The following is a 22943-nucleotide window of genomic DNA, read 5'->3' as shown; positions in this document are numbered from 1 at the left end:
ATCACTGTACCTCAACAACAAGCGTTGCATTGGTGTCGAATGCTCCGGTAGTCAATGTTGCACCACTGCGTTTTACCGGCACAGCCTCAAGTGCAGGTAAATTATTCGCATCATAGGTAAAATTGAGCCAGCTATTAACGTCAAGAGCGGTGTTGTTGGCATAAAACTTAATTCCTAAGTTAGATTTATTAGTGGCAAGCGCACCATCAAATCCTGCAGCGGTACCTTGCATAGCAAGTTTGAGATTGTTAGACAAAGAACTATCGCATACCAATGTATAAACTAGATTTTTTCTGTAATTTTGCCCATCAACTTTCGAAGTGTAGATATTATTACCAAAATCAACATCTATCGTATTGTTGTTATTAATCACGCATGATGGTGCGGCAATAATATTACCTCTGACAGTTACATTTATGTTTGCCTTAACAGGCGAGGCGGTCAATATAAATACTAAAGTTGTGATGATGCAGGCTCTCTCAAACATTTCAAGAGTTTCTCCATATATAATTATATTTTCGTTAGCCCACAATCATCTTTGAAGGCTTTTTATTATTTTTTTAGTAAATGCTTTTAATCTTGATGTCGATATTTTATTATTTTTTTTGTGGCACACTCACGCATTTTGTTGCGCTACAATTGAATGGCAATTCTGGTCGACCGCCGTAATCATTAATGTAGGTTAATAATGGCTTATTTCCTATTGCTTCAGCTGTCACACCTAAATCAGCCTTACCAAAAGGACTAACCATTACTGGTTGAAATCCTGCCAGCGTCTTTCCTTTCATCTCACGTTGCACGTTTGCCAAAGTAATATAATAAGGCGTAGGATTTTCAACGATGACCTTTTTACCCTGTAAATTTAATACCATTTTTTCCTGCCAGGGATTGAGATAGAGCTTTTCATCCGGGACAATTGCAGCCGGACGATAGAAAATTTTCACTTTCGTCTGCAGGGCAATCTGCAACGTATTGGGTTTATCCGTTCGAGGCGGAATTTCGCGCAGGTTAAAGTAATAAAGGCTTTCTCTGTCTTTTGGTAGCGTATTAATAGCCGGTAAAGCATCAATCCTGATCTGACTTTTTTTGCCGGGTTCAAGCCGCTGAAGCGGTGGAACTACGGTCAGCGGTGAGTTGATTTTTTTACCATCCGCATCTTCTATCCATGACTGTGCCAGATAGGGCAATTTTTCATTATTATTCGCTATTACAACACTTGTGGAATTTTGATTCCCATCGAATATTACACGCGTGCGATCAAGAGCGACTGCAGCATAACCTTGGCTGGAAATGCTCAAAGCTAATAAAAGTAATGCTTTACGATTAACGAATTTCATTTTTTGCAATCTCGATTTTTTTAACAGATACAGGTTTTTTAGCTTTAATACAGGGTAATAACATCGATTCACCACTTATCTTTCCTTCGGGTAGATTGATATCGCATTCATAATTATCACCCCAGGAAACGCGCATATCTTGCCCGGGAATTATTCCGCTCAGGTATACATTTCCGTTATCACCGACCAGACCGGTAGCCTGTCCTTTGGTGTTTTTAACCGTCGCACCAAAAGGAGGATAACTACCATCCTGAAGTCTGATTATCCCCATGCCTTTTTCACCAGCTAATACGTCGAAAGTCCGGTAACCTACAGCCCCCTCAGTCAGCGTAAACTGTTTGAGCGATCCAGTGGACTCAGCATTTTTGGGAAGTTTGTCCACATCAATTTTAATTTCGTTTTTAAAGTAATTGGCTACATCAGGAATAACGGCAATACCAAACAGATTAGTTCTCACATTAGAACCACCGCTATTTACAGGTATGTCTGCGACGTCATCGGTGTCTACCATGATTCGACTGCCACCAAGAACGGTTGTACGATGTAAGGCTGCGCCTTTCGTGGTTATCGTTGCGCCACCTCGTAATCCCGCGCCTATTGATGAATATTTTGAGGCGTCAAATGAGGCATTCGCATTGACTTCCGCTATGTCCGCATTATGAGACACATACCCACTGGCTAACATGCCATTGCGTGTCACGCCGCTACGGATCTGATAACTCGTTCTGTTATCGACTCGCGCGTTATAGCTCACAGAGTTTGTTATATCGCTTCCATTAACGGAACTGTTCACGCCAAGCGTCCCGTTATTACCAAACGGCATGCTTAAGGAAAGATAACCACCCGTATCTCTTTTATATCCGTTATTGTTCAGATAAGCAGATAGGGAAACACTTATACTCTTAAATCGTCCTATATCCATATATCTAGCTGCAGTCAAACTCCAGCGTTGATTTTCCGGTCGATCCCAATAAGATTGATAATTATAGTCAAGGTAGGCACTGACATCAGAGCCGCGAAAATTCTTAACAAACGTCGTGGTGTATGACTCTTTACCCTGCCCTGTATATCCGCTATTGCGTGAATGATTAAGGTAATCACTCATCGTCATGTAATTTTTTTCAGAGAAACGATAAGCAGCAAACGCAATTTGGCTATCGTATTCACTGAACGATTTGGAATAACTTAGACGATAGGAATTGCCTTTCATACTACCGGCGTTCTTCACGTCTGCTCGTGAAGTGGATACGTCAAAAGATAATGCCCCCAGCTCGAGAAGATCGCGTCCCAATCCCACCGCACCAGACTGATATCGGTCAGCGAGGATGCTGCCTCCGTAAAGGGACCAGCCGTTACTCACCCCCCATGAAAACTCGCCGCTGCCGAACGCCGGCCCCTGAATATTATGGCGAATGTTGGATGGACGCCCACTGCTTAGCTTATACCTGAACAGTCCAGGCCTTGTAAGGTAAGGAATACTGGCGGTATTAACCTGAAAGGTCCTAACGCTACCATCCTGCTCCTCAATTTTGACATCCAGCAGCCCGTTGTAAGCACTGCTCAAATCACGGATGTTAAACGGTCCAGCAGGTACCTGTGTTTCATATATAACTTGCCCCTGCTGACTGATTATGACTTTTGCGTTGGTTTTGGCGATTCCCGTTACTTCTGGCGCATAGCCACGAAGATTAGGAGGAAGTTGCCCGTCCTCTGAATTTATTTTGAATCCAGTGAAGCGAAAGCTGTCCAGTACACCAGAGTCGGTATAGGATTCCCCAATCGTTAATTTTGAACGAATACTGGTCAATGCTTTATAGGCATAGTAACGACTGAAATCGAACTCATTATTTTTGACACCGCGCCCCTGACTATTATTCATCCTTCCTTGCCAGTCAGCGCGCAGTCGCCATTCACCGGCATTTGCGCCCACAACACCGTTTCCGCTAATGTTGTGGCGCGTCGGTCCTGTCTGATCTTTGTTACTCATCCCCAGCAGATTATAGTCGGCAATAATCGCCGGAATGCCGTTGTCCCAGCGTGCAGGGGGGTCCCAGCGTGCATCAGAATATTCTAGATCCATTTTGGGGATGGAAACGTTTATGACTGCACCGCCCAAGTCACCGCGGGCTTCCATCCCTTTTATGCTGGAAATATTCAGGCATTGATTCTGGTTCCACCAGGTTAGGTTTTTTGCCACCTCTTCCTTAAAGGCAAATTCTGAAACAACATTTCTATCAAGACAGGGCAGTGTTTCTGAAGCATTGCCGTCTTTAATTAAGTAGCTGACTTTATGCTCACCTATATCCTGATTGTTGAGCGATATTCTGAAATCGTATTCTCCAGGAAGAATATAGTTGCCAGCAGAAAACTTTGAGAGGTCAATATTTTTTTTATCTTCAGAACTTAAAATATCAGTATTGAACTCAGTGAAATTCACTGCATCAGCAGAACTGGCAGACCCTAAAAAAAACAGGCTAATAATTACTGCAATCTTAGTTTTAGGAAAAACATTATCAAGTTGATTTATCTTAATCATATTGTCGCAGCTTGAATTATATTAAATTACAGTGTAAAGCGCCTGGTAAATAAACTATCGTCATGACTAAATAAAAAAGCGCGTAAGCACGCGCTTATTTTAATTTCCAGCCGGGATTATTGATAAGCCAAGGTGTAATCAGCTACTGCGGTGAATTGACCTGGGATTGCCGCTTCTGTTGCTGCACCTTTCAGGTAAGCAGAGTACAGCAGCGTGTTATCGCCATTTTGCAGCGCTTGAGCGGCGGTTTCTTCGCCCAGTTCAATTGGAGCACCGTCACCGTTAGTGATCACCACGCCCGCGTTACCCGCATCTCCGGTGATACCCAGAGTATCTGGAACGCTTGAGGAAGCAGCACCGGTGAACTTGGTGGTTACGGTACCATCAGCCAGGCCTGAAAGGTCGCAGTTTTCCAGACGAATAGAGAAGTTGCGTGGCGTTGATGAACCGCCGCTCGCTAATTCTTTTACTGAGATCTGACCCAGGTTCACTGTCTGATCCACGTCATCCGGGTTAATTGAGCATGCTGCGTCGATGATGGAACCGGTGAAAGTTACGGTATTTGCTTGAGCGACAGAAACCGAACCTGCAAGTAATGCAACTACAACAGCGATATTTTTTAATTTCATGTTTTGATTCCTTATATGTGTTATCAGAATTTTTCCTGAATTAAGTCCTGTTAATGCAACACATCTACTAATTCAGTCATGAGAGGCAGCTATGTTCTACATACACATTTCCTCTGACACATATTTGACTTGAATCAATGTTTCGTCGCTATAATCCTAAATGTAATATCGTGTAGTACATGGACTACATGTTGATTTTTTAATTTAATTGCATTTGTTGTGTGTGAATTTTCCTAAAATTCCTACTTTTTATGATTTAAAGAACATTTACAGGCTGGCCGACCACCTCTTTCAAACTTGCATTTATCGTTAAATAAATCTTGGCGTCTGGACAGATGGGGGTGCACGGGTGGTGATGACACAATGAGGAGGTTTAAGGGCAGGAGGGAAGATTATTAACGACAAAAAAAACATGTTTTAATTTAGTAAGGTCAAACTGGTAGAAGTTAAATAGATAACCTCCACCATCTCACTAATCAACTTCGTAGCGCTGCAGTTTTAATTACATGATAGCTCTATGACATTACTCATTTGATTAAAAATAAGCGATACTCAATACAGAACTAGCTAATAACCAGAATCCTGTGCAAAAGATAATTAGAGCAAGCCAGGTGTTCGCTCTGGTATTTTTTCCTAGCCAAAACTTTATTGCTGCATTGAGAGATATCATACAATGCCTTCTTTGAAGTTGTCGATAAAGCGGACATTTTCTGTCAATAGTCCATTACGTGCCATCAGTTAACAGGATAAAAGACGTAGGAAAATAACTACAGAGTTTCAAGTCTTTCCAAAAAAACCCGCCGTAAGGCGGGTTATATGCAAAAATTTAATTAACTTTTTAAAAGTTCACTTTCAGACCAACCATAGCGCTACTGTCACTATAGCCTTTAGCGCCGAGTTGCTGACCTATATTTCCCCACAGATTGAGATTGGGGTTAATCTGGCCTTCAACACCAGCCTTTAATTCGCCAATATTGCGGGAGCCACTCTGACTCACCTGGACGTCGTTCAATTTACTGCCAAACGCTTTCGTATTGGCAACCCAGTTAGCCTCAATATACGGTTCAAAGGTCCGATTTTTTCCATCGTCGATATGATTGTGGCCTTTCAGGAAAATTCGGGCTCCAAGTCGAGTCTGAACATTATTTTCGCCTGAGTCTCGAACGCGAGTACCATTTTGCTCTTGATGATTATCTGCTTTAACGCCCATCCAGGTAAGCTGCGCTTGAGGCTGAAGGTAATAGCCCAATTTATTGGCCTCGCCCAACTTAAATGTGTACCCCCCTTCAATGGACGCAGTGATACCTTTAGATTTGTAATTTTCCTGACCGATATCCTGCCCCTTGACGCTATTATCAAACCAGTTGTAAAGCGCCCAGCTGTCGATATAGCCACCACGATTTTCCTCATCGTTCTGTAGCCAGGTTGCGTATAAACCGGTGCTATATCCGTGAATATTTCCTTTAGAACTATAACCGGATACTGCAGAGTGAGTATTAGTTTGTGCCCTTGCATACCCTCCCATTACGCCCAGATGAAAGCGATCGCTTCCGTCAGTACTCCCGCTAGAAACATCTCCTCCCAGCTGAACGACATAGCGGTTGCCGGTTGAGCTTAATTGTCCTGAACTGTCTTTAAAACGGTTGTGACCACCCTTATTACGGAGCCACATACTCGTCACATGCTGTTGCCCGAGGCTATCAACGTAGGCGGTCTCGCCCAGCCTGTCATGAAGTGAGGTTGCAAACAGCGTATTAGCTGATGCAAGGTTGGCCGCATAGCTTGCCGCTTCAGGACGGACAATGTGCTGAGAAGGTCCTGATGGTGGCGTAATGCTTCCGCCCGACTCACCTGTTTCACCCGGGCCACCAGGCACTACCGGAATCTCAGGGTCTACAGGGTCTACAGGTTTTTCCGGATCGACAGGATCAACGGGTTTTTCCGAGATTTTACTGTCCAGCAACCATTTATTACCTTTTTGAACAAGATTGTAGTCATACGCGCCAGCCACTATACGCCCTTGCTGGCTAAAGGTTCCATTAACGGCACCGTCAACGCTGATAAGTTCAATTCCATCGATAGTCTGCGCACCCGTGCCTCCGGCATTGCTAACCATCACGTTGGTATTACCAGAGTAATCGCCAGTAATGTGTAATTTATCCGTTTCAGATGCGTCATCAAAAAGCTTTGTACCAAATCGCAGCGTGCCGCCAGCGCTTGTCAATTCCCCAACCGTCAAGGTATTGAAACCATTCGCTTGAGTATGCAAATCAATAGTACTGTTATTGAGATTGAGTAATTCCACACCAGAATTGCCGCTGACACTCCATGTACTGCCATCGCTCATTGATAATTGCTGCAAGCTGTCCGTAGCTCCTTTCCACGAAGAGCCTGAGTCGAGATTTAAATTAATCGTTCCGCCAGAGTTAGCGATATCACCGGCGAACATTGAGCCATCTTTACCGTTAAGTGTGGTATTGGAGTTCAGCGCAGCCGAAACCAATGTCTTGCCCGATATGTTTGAGCCTGAAGCGTTAACAAGCATCGTTGCGCCCGACTGAGTAACAATCCCTGTTCCGCTTTCTGCGCTAATCAGGCTATTGTCCAGCGAGAGTGTCTGTGTACCGCTCCTGGCATAAACGGCCGTCCCCGTGTCGCCAGCCACCTCAATGCGAGAATCTGTTAACGAGACATTTCCAGCTCCACTACCACTGCCCATTAATAAGCCACGAGCTGGATTACTGCCACCATCGGTGGCACTGCTCATATTAAGACGAAGGTTAGTGGCATTCAGTGAAGTTTCCGCACCGATTACGATCCCGTCCCAATTGTTTAATGCGTTGATTGTAACATTATCGAGTGTAGCCTTTGAATGATCCCTGAGTTGAATACCAGTCTGGTTTGATCCAAGCATATTAATCTGAGTATTTTTCAGATTTATGTCGCTATAGGCGTAACCATACACACCGACATGTGTTCCAGTAATATTGAATATGACATTATCAGCATTTAGTTTTGTGCTACTGGTTCCTGTAAACCCATATCCGTTTGTGTTAATCGTTGCATTTTTGACATTAAGGGTCCCACCAGTGCGAGCATAAAGCGCTTCAGTGTTTGAGTTATTACTAATTGTACCCCCATCATAATTAATTACAGAGTTTCCGTCAGCCTGCATGGCATAGGTCTTATCAGAGTGTACATCAGTATTTTCCAAGCTGATGATGCCACCATTGGTGACGTACACTCCGGGCGCGCTAGAACCCAAAGTAGTAATTTGGCTGTCAGAGATATCAATGGTATTTCCGGCTCCGGTAGCAAAGGCCCCTATACCGTATCTTCCAGCTGAATTGATTGTTCCATTTCTGAAGGTGATGTTTCCACCGCCATTCATTGCTGAAATACCATAAGCAATTTCACCGCTTGTGGTAATTTCAGTGTTGGTTATCACGGCATTGCCACCTTCACTGTGCACGCCTCTGGTTCTATTTCCCGTTACGTTTATTTTACTATTTGTAATATTCAGCACACCCCCACCAGGGTTAGCTAACGCCCCATAAGCTGAAGAACCCGATGTATTGATAACAGAATTATCAATGTTAACCGTTCCTCCAGCGGATGTAACCACACCCGAAGCATCGTCACCCGTTGTACTGATAGCCCCATCAATGAAAGAAATATTTCCACCCTCACCAGTGCTAAAAACTCCGTAACCGGCCTGACCATTATCAGATGTGCTCACGTCTTCTGCGGTATAAGATCCACTTGTTCCATCATGCATTATCGGACCAGAAGCTGAAGCGTTGCCTGATATCATTAATATACATGCGGGAAGAATTAATGAATTAATTCCGCGTATCAATGAAGCGGGAGTACCTGAAGAACATGATACTCTTGATTTACCTCTTCCCCTGGCCAGTTCAGATGCCACGACGCAATTACCCGTCGCTCTACTTTTGACAACTCTATATATCCTATTCATGATTTCTCTCATAAAAATTGATTAAAGTGATTCTGAATTCATTCCCACCCTGTACAAAAATTTAACCCACTGCTGTGCCCGGCTAATTATCTAAAATTTCCGGAGATATCATTGAATTAATTTGAACCGATTAAATTTTGGATTGGGATTTTTCGTACTATTTACTTTTATCAATAAGATGCCATATAGGCACTATGGTTTTATATGAGATAAATCTTCGTACCACGTAAGAAACGACCTACAAACTGAATCACTTTTTATATGATACTGAAGAAGAGCAATATGATTTATGGGGGAGATCATTCATAAAAAGCGTCATCGCCCGGGTTTTATAAATATCTCAGAAAAAACTTTGCCATGTCTAACAGTATCAAGCGCCATTTAGATTGAAACATAAACCTCAAATGTTTCTATGCCTTATCCTTTGATGAATTTATAAAGTACTCAGTGAGTTTTATTTTTAATCATTTTCTGTACTCTTAGACTTTGGAAATATTATTTCGGAAGGTCTTCGTATTAAAAATGAATAGCTTTCACTGATGACCTTCATGTCGACCTTCGTAGAAGTCATCGGTCTATTGGTGCCACACGCCGGTTAGCCTTGTCGTGAGGGCCCCCGGAGTGGGTAATGCGATGTATGGTGTCGGATTTTTCGCTTAAGCAGGGGGAAGTAATTAGCTATTCGCTGATGCATTCAACAAATTGAGCAATAACGGTTCTGAACTAAAGGCCATACTGGCGCCGATAACGAAGTCGATTTTTGCGGCTACTTGTTTACTACGCCGGAGCTCAATACGCTCAGAGTGGAGAACGCTAGCATCAGGCCGCTACAGCCTAGGCGCAACATCAATCACTTCTCTCGGACCTGTATGGAGAAGCGAGTAGCTATATGAGCCCGCTTAGCAAGAAGATTTATGGCCTGTTACTTGAGAGTAATTATACGGGAGTATGGGCATCACCATCACAAGCTAGACATAGTGTGCAGCCCAACCTCGTTCTCATGGGAGAGAGCAGTATCTGCCGGCCACTGAAGTGCCACGATCCCGCAATGATATGACTATCCTTTAACGGAGAATGACGGGGTTAACGTTTTAGACTTCATCGGAGATGAATGATAATGGTAGCCCTTCACCCATCAATCACTATATAACATAATGTTTTTATTGATAAAAAAACATGAGTGAATAGTGTGAAGGATAATTAGTAAAATCTTTTGCGCATTTCGATAAAAGTTACATCATTTTCATAACGCAATTTCGTTTAATGAAATGTGTATAGATTTATGTATACAAAGAAAGTTGCTTTCCAAATAAATCAATTATATTCAATAGTTTAGGTTCTTTATATTACTCCTGTGATCTTCCGCCACTTTTTTGTTTCATTCAGCTAACTCAACAACCCCGCCCCCACATTCACCGACAATCCCAAAATCGCCAGATTGAATACAAACGAAATCACCGACTGTAATAGGGCGATTTGCCGCATATCCGTGGTGCCCGTTGCCACATCGGCGGTTTGCGAAGCTACCGCGATGGTGAAAGAGAAGTAGAGAAAATCCCAGTATCCCGGCTGTTCGGGCTTTTCAGGAAAGATCATCGGCGTGACATCCTTGCTGCGCCGCAGATAGTGATGATGCGCGTAATGCATGGCGAATGACGTCGGAAGCAGCGCCCAGGAAACCACCAAGGTTGCCGCGGTCAGCAGCAGATGCAGCACGCGTGGCGTTCCCGTCAGGCTCTTCAGCGTGGTGAGCTCCATCAGGATCGCCAGAATGCTGACCAGGCAGGTGAGCGTTACCATACTCAACACCAGCGTCGCGCTTTCATCCTCGATTTTTGCAATATGCGGAATATCTTTGGCCTCAGTGCCTAACATGCGCAGCCACAGAAAAGCGAGATAGAGCCATGCCAGCACGTTCCAGCCAATCAGCAGCCGCTGCAACATGCCCAGATGCGCAGGCAGGAAGAAATAACAGGCCACGCCAGCGACTATCGAAATCAGCAAACGCAGGCGCGCGCGAAGGTAATGCATCAAGGAAAGGCTCATGGTGTCAGAGGCTTAGTGAAGGAAGGTGGATAGGTTAACTGTAGACGCTGTTAATGAGGTTGTAATTGTGGAGCATCTCAACCGTTTACCGATTCTGCTGCGCTGTAGTTGATAAAATAATCGCCAATCGACTAATGAGCTTCATTGCGTCTCTCTGGCATACTGTGCACCAGATCCTATAAGAGCGGAGGCGACATGTCAGAGGAGCAATCCACACCATCACCAGCAGGCGAATTTGTCATGTTTGCGAGCGGCGATGGGAAAGTGCGAGTTCAATGTCGCTTCGAGCAGGAATCGCTTTGGCTTTCACAAGCATCCATCGCCACCCTTTACCAAATTACGCCGCAAGCCATTACGCAGCACATTAAAGCGATCTATGAAGAAGCCGAACTTGAACAAAACGCAACCTGTAAGTCTTACTTACAAGTTCAACAGGAAGGAACTCGTCAAGTCAGTCGCAATACCCTTCATTACAATCTGCCGATCATTCTCGCCATCGGTTATCGCGTCCGCTCTGCACGCGGTACTCAGTTCCGCCAATGGGCAACGCAAACCCTGCAAGAATATTTGGTCAAGGGCTTCGTGATGGACGACGAGCGGCTGAGAAATCCGCCGGTTGGTTCATCCGCAGTACCTGACTATTTCGATGAGATGCTGGAGCGTATTCGCGACATTCGCGCCAGTGAGCGTCGGATGTATTTACGCGTTCGCGAGATTTTTGCCTTAGCGGCTGACTATCAACCTTCCCTCAAAGAGACCACGCAGTTTTTTCAAACCATTCAGAACAAATTGCACTCTGCCTGTACCGGTTATACCGCTGCCGAGCTGATTCATTTGCGCGCCAACGCCAGCCAACCTCATATGGGTTTGACCAGTTTCAAAGGTGAAGAGGTGCGCAGAAGCGATGTCACCGTGGCTAAAAATTATCTGGTTCAGGACGAAGTGAGCGAGCTTAATCGCGTGGTCACGATGTGGCTGGATTTCGCAGAAGATCAGGCGCGCCGCCGCCAGCAGGTTTTTCTTCGCGATTGGCAGAGCAAACTCGATCAATTTTTGCAGTTTAACGATCGCGATGTGCTGCAAGGTGCAGGTTCAATCAGTAAGAAAATGGCCGATGAAAAAGCGCAGGCTGAATACGGTCAATTCGCCGAGCAACAGCGTCGTTTAAAAGAGGCAGAAGGTGAAAACAACATCGCCGGTCTACTGCAGTGGCAGACAAGCCCTAAGAAATCGAAATGATCGCCGCTGGGCCGCATCCCGCCCTTTCACTCCTCAGCTTATACACACCCACGCTTTACTTCCCCACCTATCTCCGCCACTTTGCTCCTTCATCGCATTGTGGAGCCAGGCATGTTAATCCATCCAACCGATACTCTGACTTTTTCCGGCAATCCGCGTCAGGCTGAGCTGCGTCAGCGCCTGCTGCAGCCGGATGCGCCGAAAGTGATTGCCGCTGCGTTAGCGAAACAGCTGGACCGTGAAACCTTCACCCATCGCCACGCTGCGGGGCAACTCTTCTGTTTGAAGCAGGGATTGATGACGGTGAAAACGCCGTCGGGTATTTTCGCCAATCCGCCGCGACTGGTGGGCTGGATTCCGCCCTACTTTGAACATGCGATCATCGGGCCGGGCCCGGTGCTTGGCTGGACAGTATTGGTGGACGACGCGCTGGCCGCACCCTTGCCGGATCATCCCGTCCTGCTTTCCTGCCCGTCGGTGCTGGAGCCGCTTGCGGAAAGGCTGGCAACCTTATCGCCCGATCACTGGGGCAGCGCGCGCTACCATCGCCTGTGCGAGGTGTTCCTGGATGAGTTGTATGAATCGACCGAACATCCATTGACGTTACCGCTGCCGGCGGAACCGCGCTTGCTGCAGATTGCGCGCCTGTTAATGGACGACCCCGCCGATACGCGTACCGGGCCCGAACTGGCGCGCTGGGCGGGACTCAGCCCGCGCAGTCTGAGCCGTCATTGGGCCAGCGCGGTCGGCATGAGCTTGACGCGCTATCGCCAGGTTTCACGTTTACTCAAATCACTGGAAGGATTGGCGGCGGGCAAAAGTGTGCAGCAAGTGGCGTGGCAGGTCGGATTCGACAGTGTTAGCAGCTATATCAGCGCTTTTCGCAGCGCGTTTGGCTCAACGCCCGGCAAATACTTTACGCCGCCAGCCGACTCTGCGGATGCAAAAACAGCAAACTAGCGGGCCCGTCAATGTCCGGCAAACTGTGCTGATATTTGCGACGGAACGCGCCTGGCGGCAGGTCGAACATGCGGCGGAAAGTGCGGCAGTAAGTTTGCTGCGAGTCGAAGCCATATTTGATGGCGATATCCATCAGCGGCATATTGCTGTTCAACAGCGCAATCACCGAAGCCGTTAACTTGCGCTCGCGAATATAGGTACCCAGCGCGACGCCGGTGTAACTGCGAAACAGTCGCTGCAGATGCCACTGCGAATAGCCGGCGCGGCGCGCCACGGTTTCCAGAATGAGTTTCTGCTCAATGTTGTCCTCAATCCAGAGCATCAGTTGCTGCATAAAGGCGGCGTGCATATCCATCTTTCCTCCTGATGTCGAAATGAATACCGTGATACCGATAAATCGTCGCACATCCCGTAGCGGCGCGATTTATCGCGCAATAAATTGCGCCGCTACGATCAGTGCGCTCTGAAATTTCGGTGTCAGCGATTAACTGATAAGCATTATAAGAAGACGTTAGCTGGCTATGTGATGGTCAAAAGCCAATAAATAACGATAACTCGCCAATTTATGGCTGCGCCACATCCAGTTCGATGGTTGTCAAAACGAGAGGGATTTGTCATCACCGGTCGCTCGCCGCTGGATGGTCAGGGAAATCCTTTTCCGCTGCTTCATCTGCGCTATGCGCGGTGATTTAAATGGTCGCGCCCATTGAAAGGCGATAATGCAGGTCGACCTGCTCGATGGTGGGCTGCTGGTTGATCTTTTTCAGGATGATCTCCGTCGCCACTTTTCCCATCTCAAAGCGCGGCGTGATCACGCTAGCTAAGCGTGGCGTGGTTGCCTGACCAATTTCCAGCCCGTGAAAACCGGCAATCGCCATCGCTTGTGGCACGGCAATGCGCGCCGCCTGACACTCCTGCAGTACGCCAACCGCCAGATCGTCATTGGTACAAAGAATCGCATCCATCTCCGGATAGAGCTGGCGCGCCAGCGTCATCATGCCGGTGCCAATCGATACCGAAGAGACCTTGTTCGGCACAATCCGGCCCGCAGGCAACCCGGCCGCTTCAACCGCATCGCGATAACCGGCGTAGCGTTGCTCATCACGGCGATCGGACATCGAACCAAAGTAGATAACGCGCTGTTTGCCGCTGGCCAGCAGCATCACCGTCATATCGTAGCCGGCGCGATAGTTGTCGAAGCCAACATTGATGCGTCCGCGCGCCTCGGTCAGCCCCATCACTTCCGCCACCGGAATGTTGGCGGCGTTTAGGTATTTTTCTGCGCGCACGGTGTGCACGGATTCGGTCAGGATCAGCCCTTTGATGTTAAAGGCCAGCACCGTGGCGATCTGCTCCTCTTCACGCTGGGCGTTGTAGTCGTAATTGACCACCAGCGTTTGATAACCGTGGGCGCTGGTCACCGATTCAATGCCCGCCAGCAGATCGGCAAAGATTTGATTATTAAAAGAAGGGATTAACACGCCGATGCGCGGTGGGTTCTGTTTGGTCGCTGCGACATTTTCGCTATCCGCGACGTAGCCAATTTCGGCAATCACGCTGGCGATTTTCTCCGCCGTTTCCGTTTTGACCTTTTCCGGCGTGCGCAGATAGCGACTTACCGTCATTTTGGTGACGCCCGCCAGGGTAGCAATATCGTCCAGAGTGATGCGCTGCGTTTTCATTACGACGTCCGCAAAGAGGGGCTGATAATCAACGTATTATGCCCGTTGCCTGTTAAAAAATGAAACGCACCCGTGCGCTCAGTCGGGTGAAATAAACCCGGCAAACCCGTGTGTTTAACAGAATGAAAATTCCAATAAAAAGCAAATTTTGCAATGCCCTTACAGAGTGAATTGATGAAAAACCTATCATTTCATTGGGCTATAAGCATACTCCTGACGACTTATTCGGCAATTTTCGCCACCCCCTTCACACTTTTCGGAAAAAATTATCCAAATACCATCATTTAGAACATATATTCCAACACGAAGACCTCGCGTGAATAAAAGTTGAACATCGAAACCTACACCACCCTCTTTCTGGACAAGTAACGTTCAGGCCGTAGAGACAAGGGGCTATAACAATGGATACCAGGCAAAAACGCTACAACATGAAGTATGTCATTCTCTGCTGTACTGTCGCGGCATTCGGCGGTCTGCTGATGGGATATGACTCTTCCATTATCTCCGGTGCAATCGAACCCTTAAGTGAATATTTCCAGTTAACGCCCGCTGAAACCGGCTGGGCCGTTTCCAATATCCTGCTCGGCAGTTTGATCGGCTGCTTTATGGCACCGCGCCTCAGTGACAAGCTGGGACGTAAAAAATCCCTCGCCATCACCGCCCTGCTGTTTACCGTTTCGGTAATCGGCACGGCGCTGGCGCATAACTTCACCGTGTTCGTCATCTTCCGCATGATTGGCGGATTAGCGATTGGCCTGGCGTCGGTAATTTCGCCTATCTATCTGGCCGAGCTGTCGCCTTCGAAGTTTCGTGGCCGTACCACCGCGCTCTATGCGGTGTGCTGCGTCGGCGGACAATCGGTGGTGTTGCTGACCAACTACTTCATCACCAAATCCACCTTGCCGGATGTGATGATCAACATGGGCTGGCGCTACATCCTCGCCACCGCGCTGGTGCCGTGCGCGCTGTTTATTTTGTTCATCGCCTTTATCCCGGAATCACCGCGCTGGAACGTGCTGAAAGGCAAGTACGATGAAGCGCTGGATACGCTGACCAAAATCTCTAACCGCGAACATGCCGAGAGCGTGTTCAACGAAATCAAACATTCGTTTTCTGATAAAACCGCGCAGCAGCACAAATCGCGTCTGCGTCTGGATAAAACCACCATTCCATTGCTGATTGTCGGCATCGGTTTGGCGGTGGGTAACCAGATCAGCGGTATCAACGTCATTCAGTACTTTGGGCCAACCTTGCTGAAAAACGTCGCGGGCAGCACTGACTCAGCGCTGCTGCAAACCTTCTGGCTGTCGATTTGTCAGTTTATTGGCGTGCTGGCGGGGATGATGCTGATCGATAAAGTCGGTCGTCGTAAGCTGCTGCTGCTGGGCGCAATCACCTCTTGCGTGTGCCTGACCTACTCCTTCATCGCCTTCTATTACCACTTGCCGGGTATGCTGGCGGTTATTGGCCTGTTCGCTTACATGATTTTCTTCGGTATGACGTGGGGCCAGATCGTCTGGACGGTGCTGGGCGAAGTGTTCCCAACCGAGATTCGTTCGATTTGCGTGGGGATTTCCATCTGCGCGATGTCGATGGCCAACTTTGTTATCAGCAGCACCTTCCCGATCATGAACAGCAGCCCGATGCTGCTGGATATGTTCCACGGTGGCTTCCCGCTGTTGCTGTTCGCGATCTTCTCGCTGGGTATGTACTTCTTCACCTTCCGCTATCTGCCAGAAACGGCCGGCGTGTCGCTTGAGAAGATTCATGCGCTGGTGCTGCGTAAATTTAACGTCGAAGCAGAGTTGCCGGAGACGACGTCTACCGTGAAGGCGAGCGAATCATTTGATATTCCACGGCATTAATCGGTAAGGATACGGATTCTGCTGGGCGCCCTTTATGGCGCCCTTGTTAACTCAGGCGTTCGTACTGCTCAATCACCGCCAGCGCTAAGCCGTTGGCCGGATCGATACGCAGCGGCAGGAAATGCAGCGCGGTATGGGCGAAGGTAAAGGCCAGCGCACCGGCCTGCGCCGCCTGCTGCACCGCCTGCACAAATGCTGGCTGCGCATTCCACGGTCCATCAATAATGATGCTGGCCGGATTCACCAGCTGCATCACCTGACTCAACGCGTTGCCCAAGTGGGTGCCCGCCTGCGTCATCACCTCTTTCAGGATTTCCGGTTCGCTCTCGCCATTCTGCCAGCGCAGGCCCGGTTTGCGTTTTGCCAGCTGCTGCTGAATGGCCGGTTTGCTCACCAGCGTTTCCAGACAACCTAAGCGGCCGCAGCTACAGCGTTCGCCGTTGGGTTGCACGATAAGATGGCCGATCTCGCCCGCCGTCCAGCTGCTACCGGTAAACACTTCGCCGTGTTCCACCAGCGCGCCACCTAATCCTTCAGAAATTCGCAGATAGAAATGGCTTTGCGACTTATTCAGTTCGAGTTGCTGCACCGAAAGCAGCGCCGCCGCTTTGACGTTATTCATGATGCGCAGCGGCAGCGGCATCTCGTGGCTGAGAATGGTCATCACATCCACATCCTGCCAGCCCAGATGCGCGGAAAAATGCACCCAGCCGCGATGCGGATCGATGATGCCAGGGAAACCAATCGCCACGCCGAGCAGCTCGGGATGCGCCGCGTGCAAGGTCTGGCACACTTCCACCAGCTCATGCAGCAACTGCTCGGGATCGCTGGTTTCGGTGCGCCAGGTTTGCTCGGCAATCACCTGCGAGAAATAGTCGCACACGCGCCAGTGAATTGCCTGGCGCTCCACCATGATGCCCGCGCTTTTCAGCTTTTCGGCGCGCAGCGAGATTTCGATTTTCGGTCGTCCCGCTGACGCCACGCTAACCGGGCCGAGCTCATTGATCAGCCCGGCTTCCAGCAAATCATCGACAATCAGTGAAACGGTGTTTTTGCTCAGCTCGAGCGCTAATGCCAGATCCTGGCGGGAGGTGATGCGGGTGGTGCGCAGTTGCATCATCACCCGCTTCAGGTTGTTCAGGCGAAGTAGTGCTGGACCTTTACCGGCTGCTTTCATAGCACTCCTCAATACTCATCACCGCGCACACGGCTGCGATAACTTTCCCAGTCAAAGCGCACCCACAAGCTGTTGCCGAGGCGCATACGGTCCATCACGCGTTCACCCAGCAGCGAATTCATGCCGGCGGGATCGAGGTTCGATAACATGCCCGTTGGGCGTTTCGACGATGAGCGGCGATCAACAATCTGATTGATGATCACTTTTTCATAGCGCGATTCACTCTGCATGCCGATCTCATCGATCACCAGCAGATCCACATGGCTGAGATCGTGCAGCAGGCGCTCTTCAGTTAAATCGCTGCCGCCGCTGAAAGTGCCTTTCATGCTCGACATCAAGTCGGCCACGGTCACAATCAGCACGCTTTTACCGCGAATAATCAGATCGTTACCAATCGCTGCGGCAAGGTGGTTTTTACCGGTGCCGGGACGACCGGAAAAAACAAAACTGGAGATGCTGTTTTCAAATCCGGCGGCGTATTCGCGCGCCATGGCCAGCGCTTTGCGCTGCCCATCATTTTCCACGCGATAGTTGTCGAACGAGCAGTTCATGTGCAGCTCGCGGATGCCCGAGCGCCCCATGATGCGCTGCATTTTCATCGCGCGGTTTTCTCGCACAATCGCTTCCGAGCGCAAACGGCCCTGCTCCTGATTCCAGGCCAGCAGCTCCGCGCCGCTTTTGAATTTCGGTTGCACTTCGGACGGCATCATCTTTTTCAGGCGACTAAAAAGATCGTTCGGCGTTTTCATTACTCACCTCGGAATCCATCGGGAATATCGTAATCAGTATTGCTGATTTGCGTGAGATCGCGCTTTGGCTGTCCGCCATTGGCGGCGCGATTCATCTGCACGCTGCGCGCTAACTTCTGCTGCCACTGCACATGATGGAACAAACGGCCTTCCGCCTGCCAGTACGCCACAAACGTGGCCAGCTCGGCGGCGGTAACCGGTTCACTCAACGCCACGCCCCAAATTGCGGCCTGACGCTGGAAATCGCTGTCCGGCTGCCAGCCTTCATACATTGCGAACTTGCCCACCGGCGTGGCGATGGGCGCGCTTTCGGTCTGAAACAGACTCTCATCCAGCGTGACATCATTGGGCTGCTGCGCGGCGGCTTCCAGCGCCAGCAGCTGCGCCAGACGCTGCGGCGTGAGCGCATAAAACGCCGGCGTATTGTTATGCAGCACCGCCAGCGTGCCGTTATCGGCCTGCTGCAGCACGGCGAGCGGGTCATGGCAGAAGCCATCCAGCCCCACCAACGTTGAAGATAAGATTTTGACTGACATGAAGAAACCTGACGTTAACCAGCATGGTGCGCCGGGCGGCAAATTCAGCCCGGCGTTATGCGGTAAGTGTACCTGTTTTAGGACAAGTGATCGTCAAAAAGGTCGCAGCGATTAGCGTGGCATCGTCAGCGGTTCGGCGCGATCCACATGGCGTGACGCGTGCGGCACCCGAACCGCGACAGGCTGCGGCCGGGTTTGCCAAAGATAGCGAGCCGATGCGATCAGGCACAGGCTGTAGCCAAACATCTCGCTGCCCTCTTCCGCCATGTTTTTTACCACGCGGTTATAGCCATCGAGCATCAGATGTTCCCACAGCTGATGCATGCCAAACAGGCGCGAAAACACCAAAATAGCCAGTAAACCTGCGGCCATCATCTGCCAGCTGCGATGCTGAACCAGCGACGCCAGGCCGGGCAGGATCTGGCGCGGCTGGCGGAAGGCCATCGCCAGACAGGCCGCCGTCGTCGCCAGCGCAAACCACAGCCATGCGCCGTGCCTGATGAAATCGAACAGGAAGTCCATCTCACGAATCAGCATGCAGCTGTAAAAACCGCCGACCAGGATCAGCACGCTGCGTTGTGATGGCCGCTGCCAGGCCGAGAGGAAATAGAAGGTGGCGATGAGCAAGAGCATCAGCTCCTGGGTGATTTCGGTGAAGGAGGTTTCGTGCAGGGCATCGTTCATCCAGTTGACGTCGATGTAGACCATCGCCATACAGAAAACGAGCACCAATCCACTGATGAGAAAGGCCGTAACTTCACGGCTAATAAGAATAATATTGTTGCGCATATTGTGACCAAAGTAATGATTAGCGCGCTTAGTATATGGACCTCAGGTTTTGTCACTTCTCTTTTTATGCCGATTAGAAGCTGGCGCTGACGCCCAGGCTATAAATAAACTGCTCGCCGCTGGTCACTGCGCCGGTTTGCGCAAAAGAAGCAAAGGCCGCCATATTTTGCCCCAGCGGCATATTTGCGCCGACGCTGACATCCACCCAATTATTTTCCCGTCCGTTGATATCCTCGGCTCGTTCGCGGGTGGGCGATGGCAACTCTTCATTTACCAGATGGCTGTAACTCACCTGCGCCCACGGCGATATCCCACTAAGGCTGGAATCCACGCGCCAGCCAACGGAGGCAATGTGCTCGGCGTTGTTACTATCCACTCCTGCGCACTTCGGACAGCTCAAAGTCGAATCATCTACCGCAAACTGCGCCACCGGCCCGGTGCTCACCGCTTTACTCATCGGCATTGACCAGCCGGCAGAGTAGCGATTAACAAAAGGCGTAGCGCCGACGCTGGCGGTTTCACTGTGCAATACCAGCGCGTAGTCATTCGGCGAGTTAAGCGCGGCGTCAAACAGGTTGGCATCGGGGTTTTCTGTCAACATCAGGTGATTACTGGAAATTTTTTCAGCAAGTATGGCGTTGTAATCGGGTGCGCTATTCTGGCTCGATTGATCAAAGGCATAGGTATTCCCGGCCAGAAAAAATAGCCATACACTGCCAAAAGCCAGCGCGATTATATGCTGGCCTGTCCGCTGACTTTTCTGCAACATGAAGGACTCCTGACGAGCCGGGAAGAGATGGGCGTTTAGGTTTTATAAGATCTATATCGGCGCCCCTTGTATAACTATTAATCGCTTTTGCCATTCGTCAAGGGAACTACCGCTATTTCATAGGCTAAGGGAGTGATGCAATGCAACGTTGTGGCTGGGTAACTGAGGATCCACTGTATCTGGCGTACCACGATAAAGAGTGGGGCGTGCCGCAAACCGATAAGCGAGTCTTATTTGAAATGGTCTGTCTTGAAGGCCAACAGGCCGGACTTTCATGGATTACGGTACTGAAAAAACGCGAAAACTACCGCCGCGCGTTCCATGAATTTGATCCCGCAGCCGTGGCGTTGATGGATGAAAGCGACATGGCACGGTTGATGCAAAATGCGGGACTGATTCGCCATCGCGGCAAGCTGGAAGCGATCATCAACAATGCGCGTGCCTTGCTGGCGCTGGAAGCCACCGGAGAGGAGTTTTCACGCTTTATCTGGTCTTTTGTCGACCATACGCCGATTTTGCACCGATACGCGAATTACAAAGACGCGCCAACGACCTCCGAGCCCGCGATTGCGCTGTCGAAAGCACTTAAGAAGCGTGGTTTTAAATTCGTCGGGCCCACAACCTGCCACTCATTTCTACAGGCCTGCGGCTTAATTAACGATCATCAAACCAGCTGTTTTTGCCATCCTGATAATCTTTAAAGCAAAAGTTTACAAATTAAGACTGACCCTCACGTATTTCCCCATAATTGAACGGCATAATAGTGCCGTTTTGGGGCTTTTCCCCGTTTAAATCTGTGAGGGGTTTTTCATGAATAAGCGTATTTTGGCGCTGACCTTGTTACTGAGCGGCAGCCTCGCGCTGTCGGGTTGTACCACCAATCCCTATACCGGCGAATCGCAGGCGGGCAAATCGGGTATCGGCGCCGGTTTGGGCGCGGTGCTGGGTGCGGGCGTGGGCGTGCTGTCGTCGTCGAAGAAAGATCGCGGTAAAGGTGCGTTGATTGGCGCGGCGTCCGGTGCCGCACTGGGCGGCGGCGCGGGTTATTACATGGATGTGCAGGAAGCGAAACTGCGCGACAAAATGCGCGGCACCGGCGTCAGCGTGACACGTCAGGGCGACAACATCGTGCTCAACATGCCAAATAACGTCACCTTTGATTCCAACAGCAGCAACCTGAAACCGGCGGGCGCCAACACCCTGACCGGCGTGGCGATGGTGCTGAAAGAGTATCCAAAAACCGCCGTGAATGTGGTGGGCTACACCGACAGCACCGGCACGCGCGCGCTGAATATGCGCCTGTCACAGCAGCGCGCCGACAGCGTGGCCAGCGGTCTGATTCTGCAAGGCGTGGCACAAAACCGTCTGCGCACCCAGGGTTTAGGCCCGGATAATCCGGTTGCCAGCAACAGCACCGAAGACGGTAAAGCACAGAACCGTCGCGTTGAGATCACCCTCAGCCCACTGGGCTAAAAGTAAAGAGCCGATCTGCACGAACAGATCGGCTTTTGTCACATTTTTCCGCCTCTTTTGACGCCATCTTTGTTAGAAAAAGCTAAAAAATTCGTAACCGATAGAGCCGCCTTTTCCTTTATGCTAGCGTGATCAAAAATTGATCAGTGGGACGCTATCATGTCACTCAAAGCCATCGCCGCTACCCTTGGCCTCTCTGTTACTACCGTGAGCCGGGCGCTAAATGGCTATGACGATGTAGCGGCCGTCACGCGTAAACGCATTGAAGACGAAGCGAATGCGCGCGGCTATCGCCCCAACGACGCTGCCCGCCGCCTGAAAACCGGGCGCGCCAATGCGGTCGGTCTACTCTTTCCCATCAGCCACGCCTCGCTCAATGACAGCTATTACAGCCAAATGCTGCTGATGCTGGATCAACGCCTCGCCCAGCACGATATTGATTTGCTGTTGCTGCCTGACAAACCGCAAGGGCAACAGCGTAAGCTGATCCGCATGCTGCGCAGCGGCGCCATCGATGCGCTGATTTTAACCCACACCCTGCCGCAGGATGCGCGACTGCAACGCTTGCAGCAGAAGGGTTTCCGCTTCCTGACGCTCGGCCGCAGCGAGCTGCCGCTGCCATACGCATGGATTGATTACGATAATCACGCCGGTACCTTTCTGGCGGCAGAACACTGCCTGCAACAAGGTTGGCCACGTCTGGCCTATCTCGGCAGTAACGAAACGGCAACGTACATCCTCGATCGCCGCCAGGGATTTATTGATGCGCTGATTCGGCATCAGGCGCCGGTCGATCAATCCCTGATGGCCGCGCTACCCGCCACGCGCCGCTCCGGCTATCAGCAAACCAATGCCTGGCTGGCCCAAGACGACGCGCCGCAGGCGATCATCACCGATTGCAGCACGCTGGGTGAAGGTGCCGCGATTGCGCTGCAGCAAGCGGCCCGCCTTAAGGGCGCGCAGGCGATTCCGCTGTATGTGTATGATGGATTGCCGCCCGATTCGATTGTCGATCAGCCGGTGAACACCATTCTGCAATCATCGCAGCAGCACATTGGCGAGCGCATCGCCGAAATGGTGCTGCAACTGCTCGATGATGTGCCGCCTGGCGATCTGCAAACGCTCTGGCAGCCGGTGCTGCGACTCACTTCTGACGCGCAATGATTGCGCCTGGCGC

19 protein-coding genes are annotated in these 22943 nt (G+C 49.9%); 6 read left to right on the top strand and 13 right to left on the bottom strand.

The window, feature by feature from the left end; translation table 11 throughout:
• Position 1 precedes the first annotated feature (1 nt).
• The 6 genes from AAF463_RS00225 to AAF463_RS00200 form a co-directional block, all read right to left on the bottom strand.
• Positions 2-487 (bottom strand): fimbrial protein, encoded by a 486-nt coding sequence (locus tag AAF463_RS00225; protein ID WP_350261334.1) that lies wholly within the window; start codon positions 485-487, stop codon positions 2-4.
• Between the two features lie 109 nt (positions 488-596).
• A complete protein-coding gene (locus AAF463_RS00220) occupies positions 597-1337 on the bottom strand; it encodes a fimbria/pilus periplasmic chaperone (protein WP_350261333.1) in 741 nt (246 codons plus the stop codon).
• The gene (locus AAF463_RS00215) at positions 1324-3873 is read right to left on the bottom strand and encodes a fimbria/pilus outer membrane usher protein (protein WP_350261332.1); all 2550 of its coding nucleotides are present in this window, start codon (positions 3871-3873) and stop codon (positions 1324-1326) included. Before AAF463_RS00215 ends, AAF463_RS00220 begins: the two co-directional genes overlap by 14 nt.
• Before the next feature lie 116 nt (positions 3874-3989).
• On the bottom strand, positions 3990-4502 hold the full coding sequence (locus AAF463_RS00210) for a fimbrial protein (RefSeq protein WP_350261331.1): 513 nt from the start codon (positions 4500-4502) through the stop codon (positions 3990-3992).
• Positions 4503-5340: 838 nt separating this feature from the next.
• Positions 5341-8481 (bottom strand): autotransporter outer membrane beta-barrel domain-containing protein, encoded by a 3141-nt coding sequence (locus AAF463_RS00205; protein ID WP_350261330.1) that lies wholly within the window; start codon positions 8479-8481, stop codon positions 5341-5343.
• 1386 nt (positions 8482-9867) lie between these two features.
• Positions 9868-10527, bottom strand: a complete 660-nt coding sequence (locus AAF463_RS00200) for a DUF1345 domain-containing protein (protein ID WP_101763861.1) — start codon at positions 10525-10527, stop codon at positions 9868-9870.
• A 195-nt stretch (positions 10528-10722) separates the two neighbouring features.
• Between AAF463_RS00200 and rhuM the strand changes: the two genes are divergently transcribed.
• Entirely contained in the window at positions 10723-11766 is a 1044-nt protein-coding gene (gene rhuM / locus AAF463_RS00195; RefSeq protein WP_350261329.1) for a RhuM family protein, read from the top strand.
• A gap of 111 nt (positions 11767-11877) precedes the next feature.
• Positions 11878-12726, top strand: a complete 849-nt coding sequence (locus tag AAF463_RS00190; RefSeq protein ID WP_101763863.1) for an AraC family transcriptional regulator — start codon at positions 11878-11880, stop codon at positions 12724-12726.
• On the opposite strand, the gene AAF463_RS00185 is transcribed toward AAF463_RS00190, so the two are convergent.
• Both AAF463_RS00185 and AAF463_RS00180 read right to left on the bottom strand, forming a co-directional pair.
• Positions 12683-13081 carry a helix-turn-helix domain-containing protein gene (locus tag AAF463_RS00185; RefSeq protein ID WP_101763864.1) on the bottom strand — a complete coding sequence of 133 codons (399 nt, stop codon included), beginning with the start codon at positions 13079-13081 and terminating at the stop codon, positions 12683-12685. The two genes, AAF463_RS00190 and AAF463_RS00185, sit on opposite strands and share 44 nt — an antisense overlap.
• A 334-nt stretch (positions 13082-13415) precedes the next feature.
• The gene (locus AAF463_RS00180; protein WP_350261328.1) at positions 13416-14408 is read right to left on the bottom strand and encodes a LacI family DNA-binding transcriptional regulator; all 993 of its coding nucleotides are present in this window, start codon (positions 14406-14408) and stop codon (positions 13416-13418) included.
• Between the two features lie 401 nt (positions 14409-14809).
• On the opposite strand from AAF463_RS00180, the gene AAF463_RS00175 reads away from it, so the two are divergent.
• Positions 14810-16273, top strand: a complete 1464-nt coding sequence (locus AAF463_RS00175) for a sugar porter family MFS transporter (protein WP_101763868.1) — start codon at positions 14810-14812, stop codon at positions 16271-16273.
• Positions 16274-16319: 46 nt separating this feature from the next.
• On the opposite strand, the gene AAF463_RS00170 is transcribed toward AAF463_RS00175, so the two are convergent.
• The 5 genes from AAF463_RS00170 to AAF463_RS00150 all read right to left on the bottom strand — a co-directional run bounded on the left by AAF463_RS00170 (position 16320) and on the right by AAF463_RS00150 (position 20293).
• Positions 16320-17450, bottom strand: a complete 1131-nt coding sequence (locus AAF463_RS00170; protein ID WP_101763869.1) for an ROK family protein — start codon at positions 17448-17450, stop codon at positions 16320-16322.
• Positions 17451-17458: 8 nt separating this feature from the next.
• Positions 17459-18199, bottom strand: a complete 741-nt coding sequence (gene dnaC / locus AAF463_RS00165) for a DNA replication protein DnaC (RefSeq protein WP_110868257.1) — start codon at positions 18197-18199, stop codon at positions 17459-17461.
• On the bottom strand, positions 18199-18735 hold the full coding sequence (dnaT, locus tag AAF463_RS00160; RefSeq protein WP_101763871.1) for a primosomal protein DnaT: 537 nt from the start codon (positions 18733-18735) through the stop codon (positions 18199-18201). The genes dnaC and dnaT overlap by 1 nt, the downstream gene beginning before the upstream one ends.
• Before the next feature lie 111 nt (positions 18736-18846).
• Positions 18847-19524, bottom strand: a complete 678-nt coding sequence (locus AAF463_RS00155; protein ID WP_192236815.1) for a hypothetical protein — start codon at positions 19522-19524, stop codon at positions 18847-18849.
• A 73-nt stretch (positions 19525-19597) separates the two neighbouring features.
• A complete protein-coding gene (locus AAF463_RS00150) occupies positions 19598-20293 on the bottom strand; it encodes an autotransporter (RefSeq protein ID WP_350261327.1) in 696 nt (231 codons plus the stop codon).
• A 140-nt stretch (positions 20294-20433) separates the two neighbouring features.
• Between AAF463_RS00150 and AAF463_RS00145 the strand changes: the two genes are divergently transcribed.
• The 3 genes from AAF463_RS00145 to AAF463_RS00135 all read left to right on the top strand — a co-directional run bounded on the left by AAF463_RS00145 (position 20434) and on the right by AAF463_RS00135 (position 22930).
• Entirely contained in the window at positions 20434-20994 is a 561-nt protein-coding gene (locus AAF463_RS00145) for a DNA-3-methyladenine glycosylase I (protein ID WP_101763874.1), read from the top strand.
• A 109-nt stretch (positions 20995-21103) separates the two neighbouring features.
• Complete coding sequence (locus AAF463_RS00140) at positions 21104-21766, top strand: OmpA family lipoprotein (RefSeq protein WP_101763875.1); 663 nt, start codon at positions 21104-21106, stop codon at positions 21764-21766.
• A 159-nt stretch (positions 21767-21925) separates the two neighbouring features.
• A complete protein-coding gene (locus tag AAF463_RS00135) occupies positions 21926-22930 on the top strand; it encodes a LacI family DNA-binding transcriptional regulator (protein ID WP_350261326.1) in 1005 nt (334 codons plus the stop codon).
• Positions 22931-22943: the final 13 nt, after the last annotated feature.

Origin of the sequence: Pantoea sp. BJ2, from assembly GCF_040255075.1 — a bacterium.
In the GTDB taxonomy this organism is placed as follows: domain Bacteria; phylum Pseudomonadota; class Gammaproteobacteria; order Enterobacterales; family Enterobacteriaceae; genus Pantoea; species Pantoea leporis.
Note: the sequence above shows the minus strand (reverse complement) of the source record. Positions and strands in the feature narration are given on the sequence as shown.

Bases quoted from the DNA above. Each gene is read 5' to 3' on its own strand.
- AAF463_RS00200 (WP_101763861.1), bottom strand. From the start codon at position 10,527: ATGAGCCTTTCCTTGATGCATTACCTTCGCGCGCGCCTGCGTTTGCTG.
- AAF463_RS00135 (WP_350261326.1), top strand. From the start codon at position 21,926: ATGTCACTCAAAGCCATCGCCGCTACCCTTGGCCTCTCTGTTACTACC.
- AAF463_RS00225 (WP_350261334.1), bottom strand. From the start codon at position 487: ATGTTTGAGAGAGCCTGCATCATCACAACTTTAGTATTTATATTGACC.
- AAF463_RS00150 (WP_350261327.1), bottom strand. From the start codon at position 20,293: ATGTTGCAGAAAAGTCAGCGGACAGGCCAGCATATAATCGCGCTGGCT.
- AAF463_RS00140 (WP_101763875.1), top strand. From the start codon at position 21,104: ATGAATAAGCGTATTTTGGCGCTGACCTTGTTACTGAGCGGCAGCCTC.
- AAF463_RS00185 (WP_101763864.1), bottom strand. From the start codon at position 13,081: ATGGATATGCACGCCGCCTTTATGCAGCAACTGATGCTCTGGATTGAG.
- AAF463_RS00155 (WP_192236815.1), bottom strand. From the start codon at position 19,524: ATGCGCAACAATATTATTCTTATTAGCCGTGAAGTTACGGCCTTTCTC.
- AAF463_RS00205 (WP_350261330.1), bottom strand. From the start codon at position 8,481: ATGAATAGGATATATAGAGTTGTCAAAAGTAGAGCGACGGGTAATTGC.
- AAF463_RS00170 (WP_101763869.1), bottom strand. From the start codon at position 17,450: ATGAAAGCAGCCGGTAAAGGTCCAGCACTACTTCGCCTGAACAACCTG.
- AAF463_RS00190 (WP_101763863.1), top strand. From the start codon at position 11,878: ATGTTAATCCATCCAACCGATACTCTGACTTTTTCCGGCAATCCGCGT.
- dnaC (WP_110868257.1), bottom strand. From the start codon at position 18,199: ATGAAAACGCCGAACGATCTTTTTAGTCGCCTGAAAAAGATGATGCCG.
- AAF463_RS00180 (WP_350261328.1), bottom strand. From the start codon at position 14,408: ATGAAAACGCAGCGCATCACTCTGGACGATATTGCTACCCTGGCGGGC.
- AAF463_RS00210 (WP_350261331.1), bottom strand. From the start codon at position 4,502: ATGAAATTAAAAAATATCGCTGTTGTAGTTGCATTACTTGCAGGTTCG.
- AAF463_RS00220 (WP_350261333.1), bottom strand. From the start codon at position 1,337: ATGAAATTCGTTAATCGTAAAGCATTACTTTTATTAGCTTTGAGCATT.
- rhuM (WP_350261329.1), top strand. From the start codon at position 10,723: ATGTCAGAGGAGCAATCCACACCATCACCAGCAGGCGAATTTGTCATG.
- AAF463_RS00215 (WP_350261332.1), bottom strand. From the start codon at position 3,873: ATGATTAAGATAAATCAACTTGATAATGTTTTTCCTAAAACTAAGATT.
- AAF463_RS00175 (WP_101763868.1), top strand. From the start codon at position 14,810: ATGGATACCAGGCAAAAACGCTACAACATGAAGTATGTCATTCTCTGC.
- dnaT (WP_101763871.1), bottom strand. From the start codon at position 18,735: ATGTCAGTCAAAATCTTATCTTCAACGTTGGTGGGGCTGGATGGCTTC.
- AAF463_RS00145 (WP_101763874.1), top strand. From the start codon at position 20,434: ATGCAACGTTGTGGCTGGGTAACTGAGGATCCACTGTATCTGGCGTAC.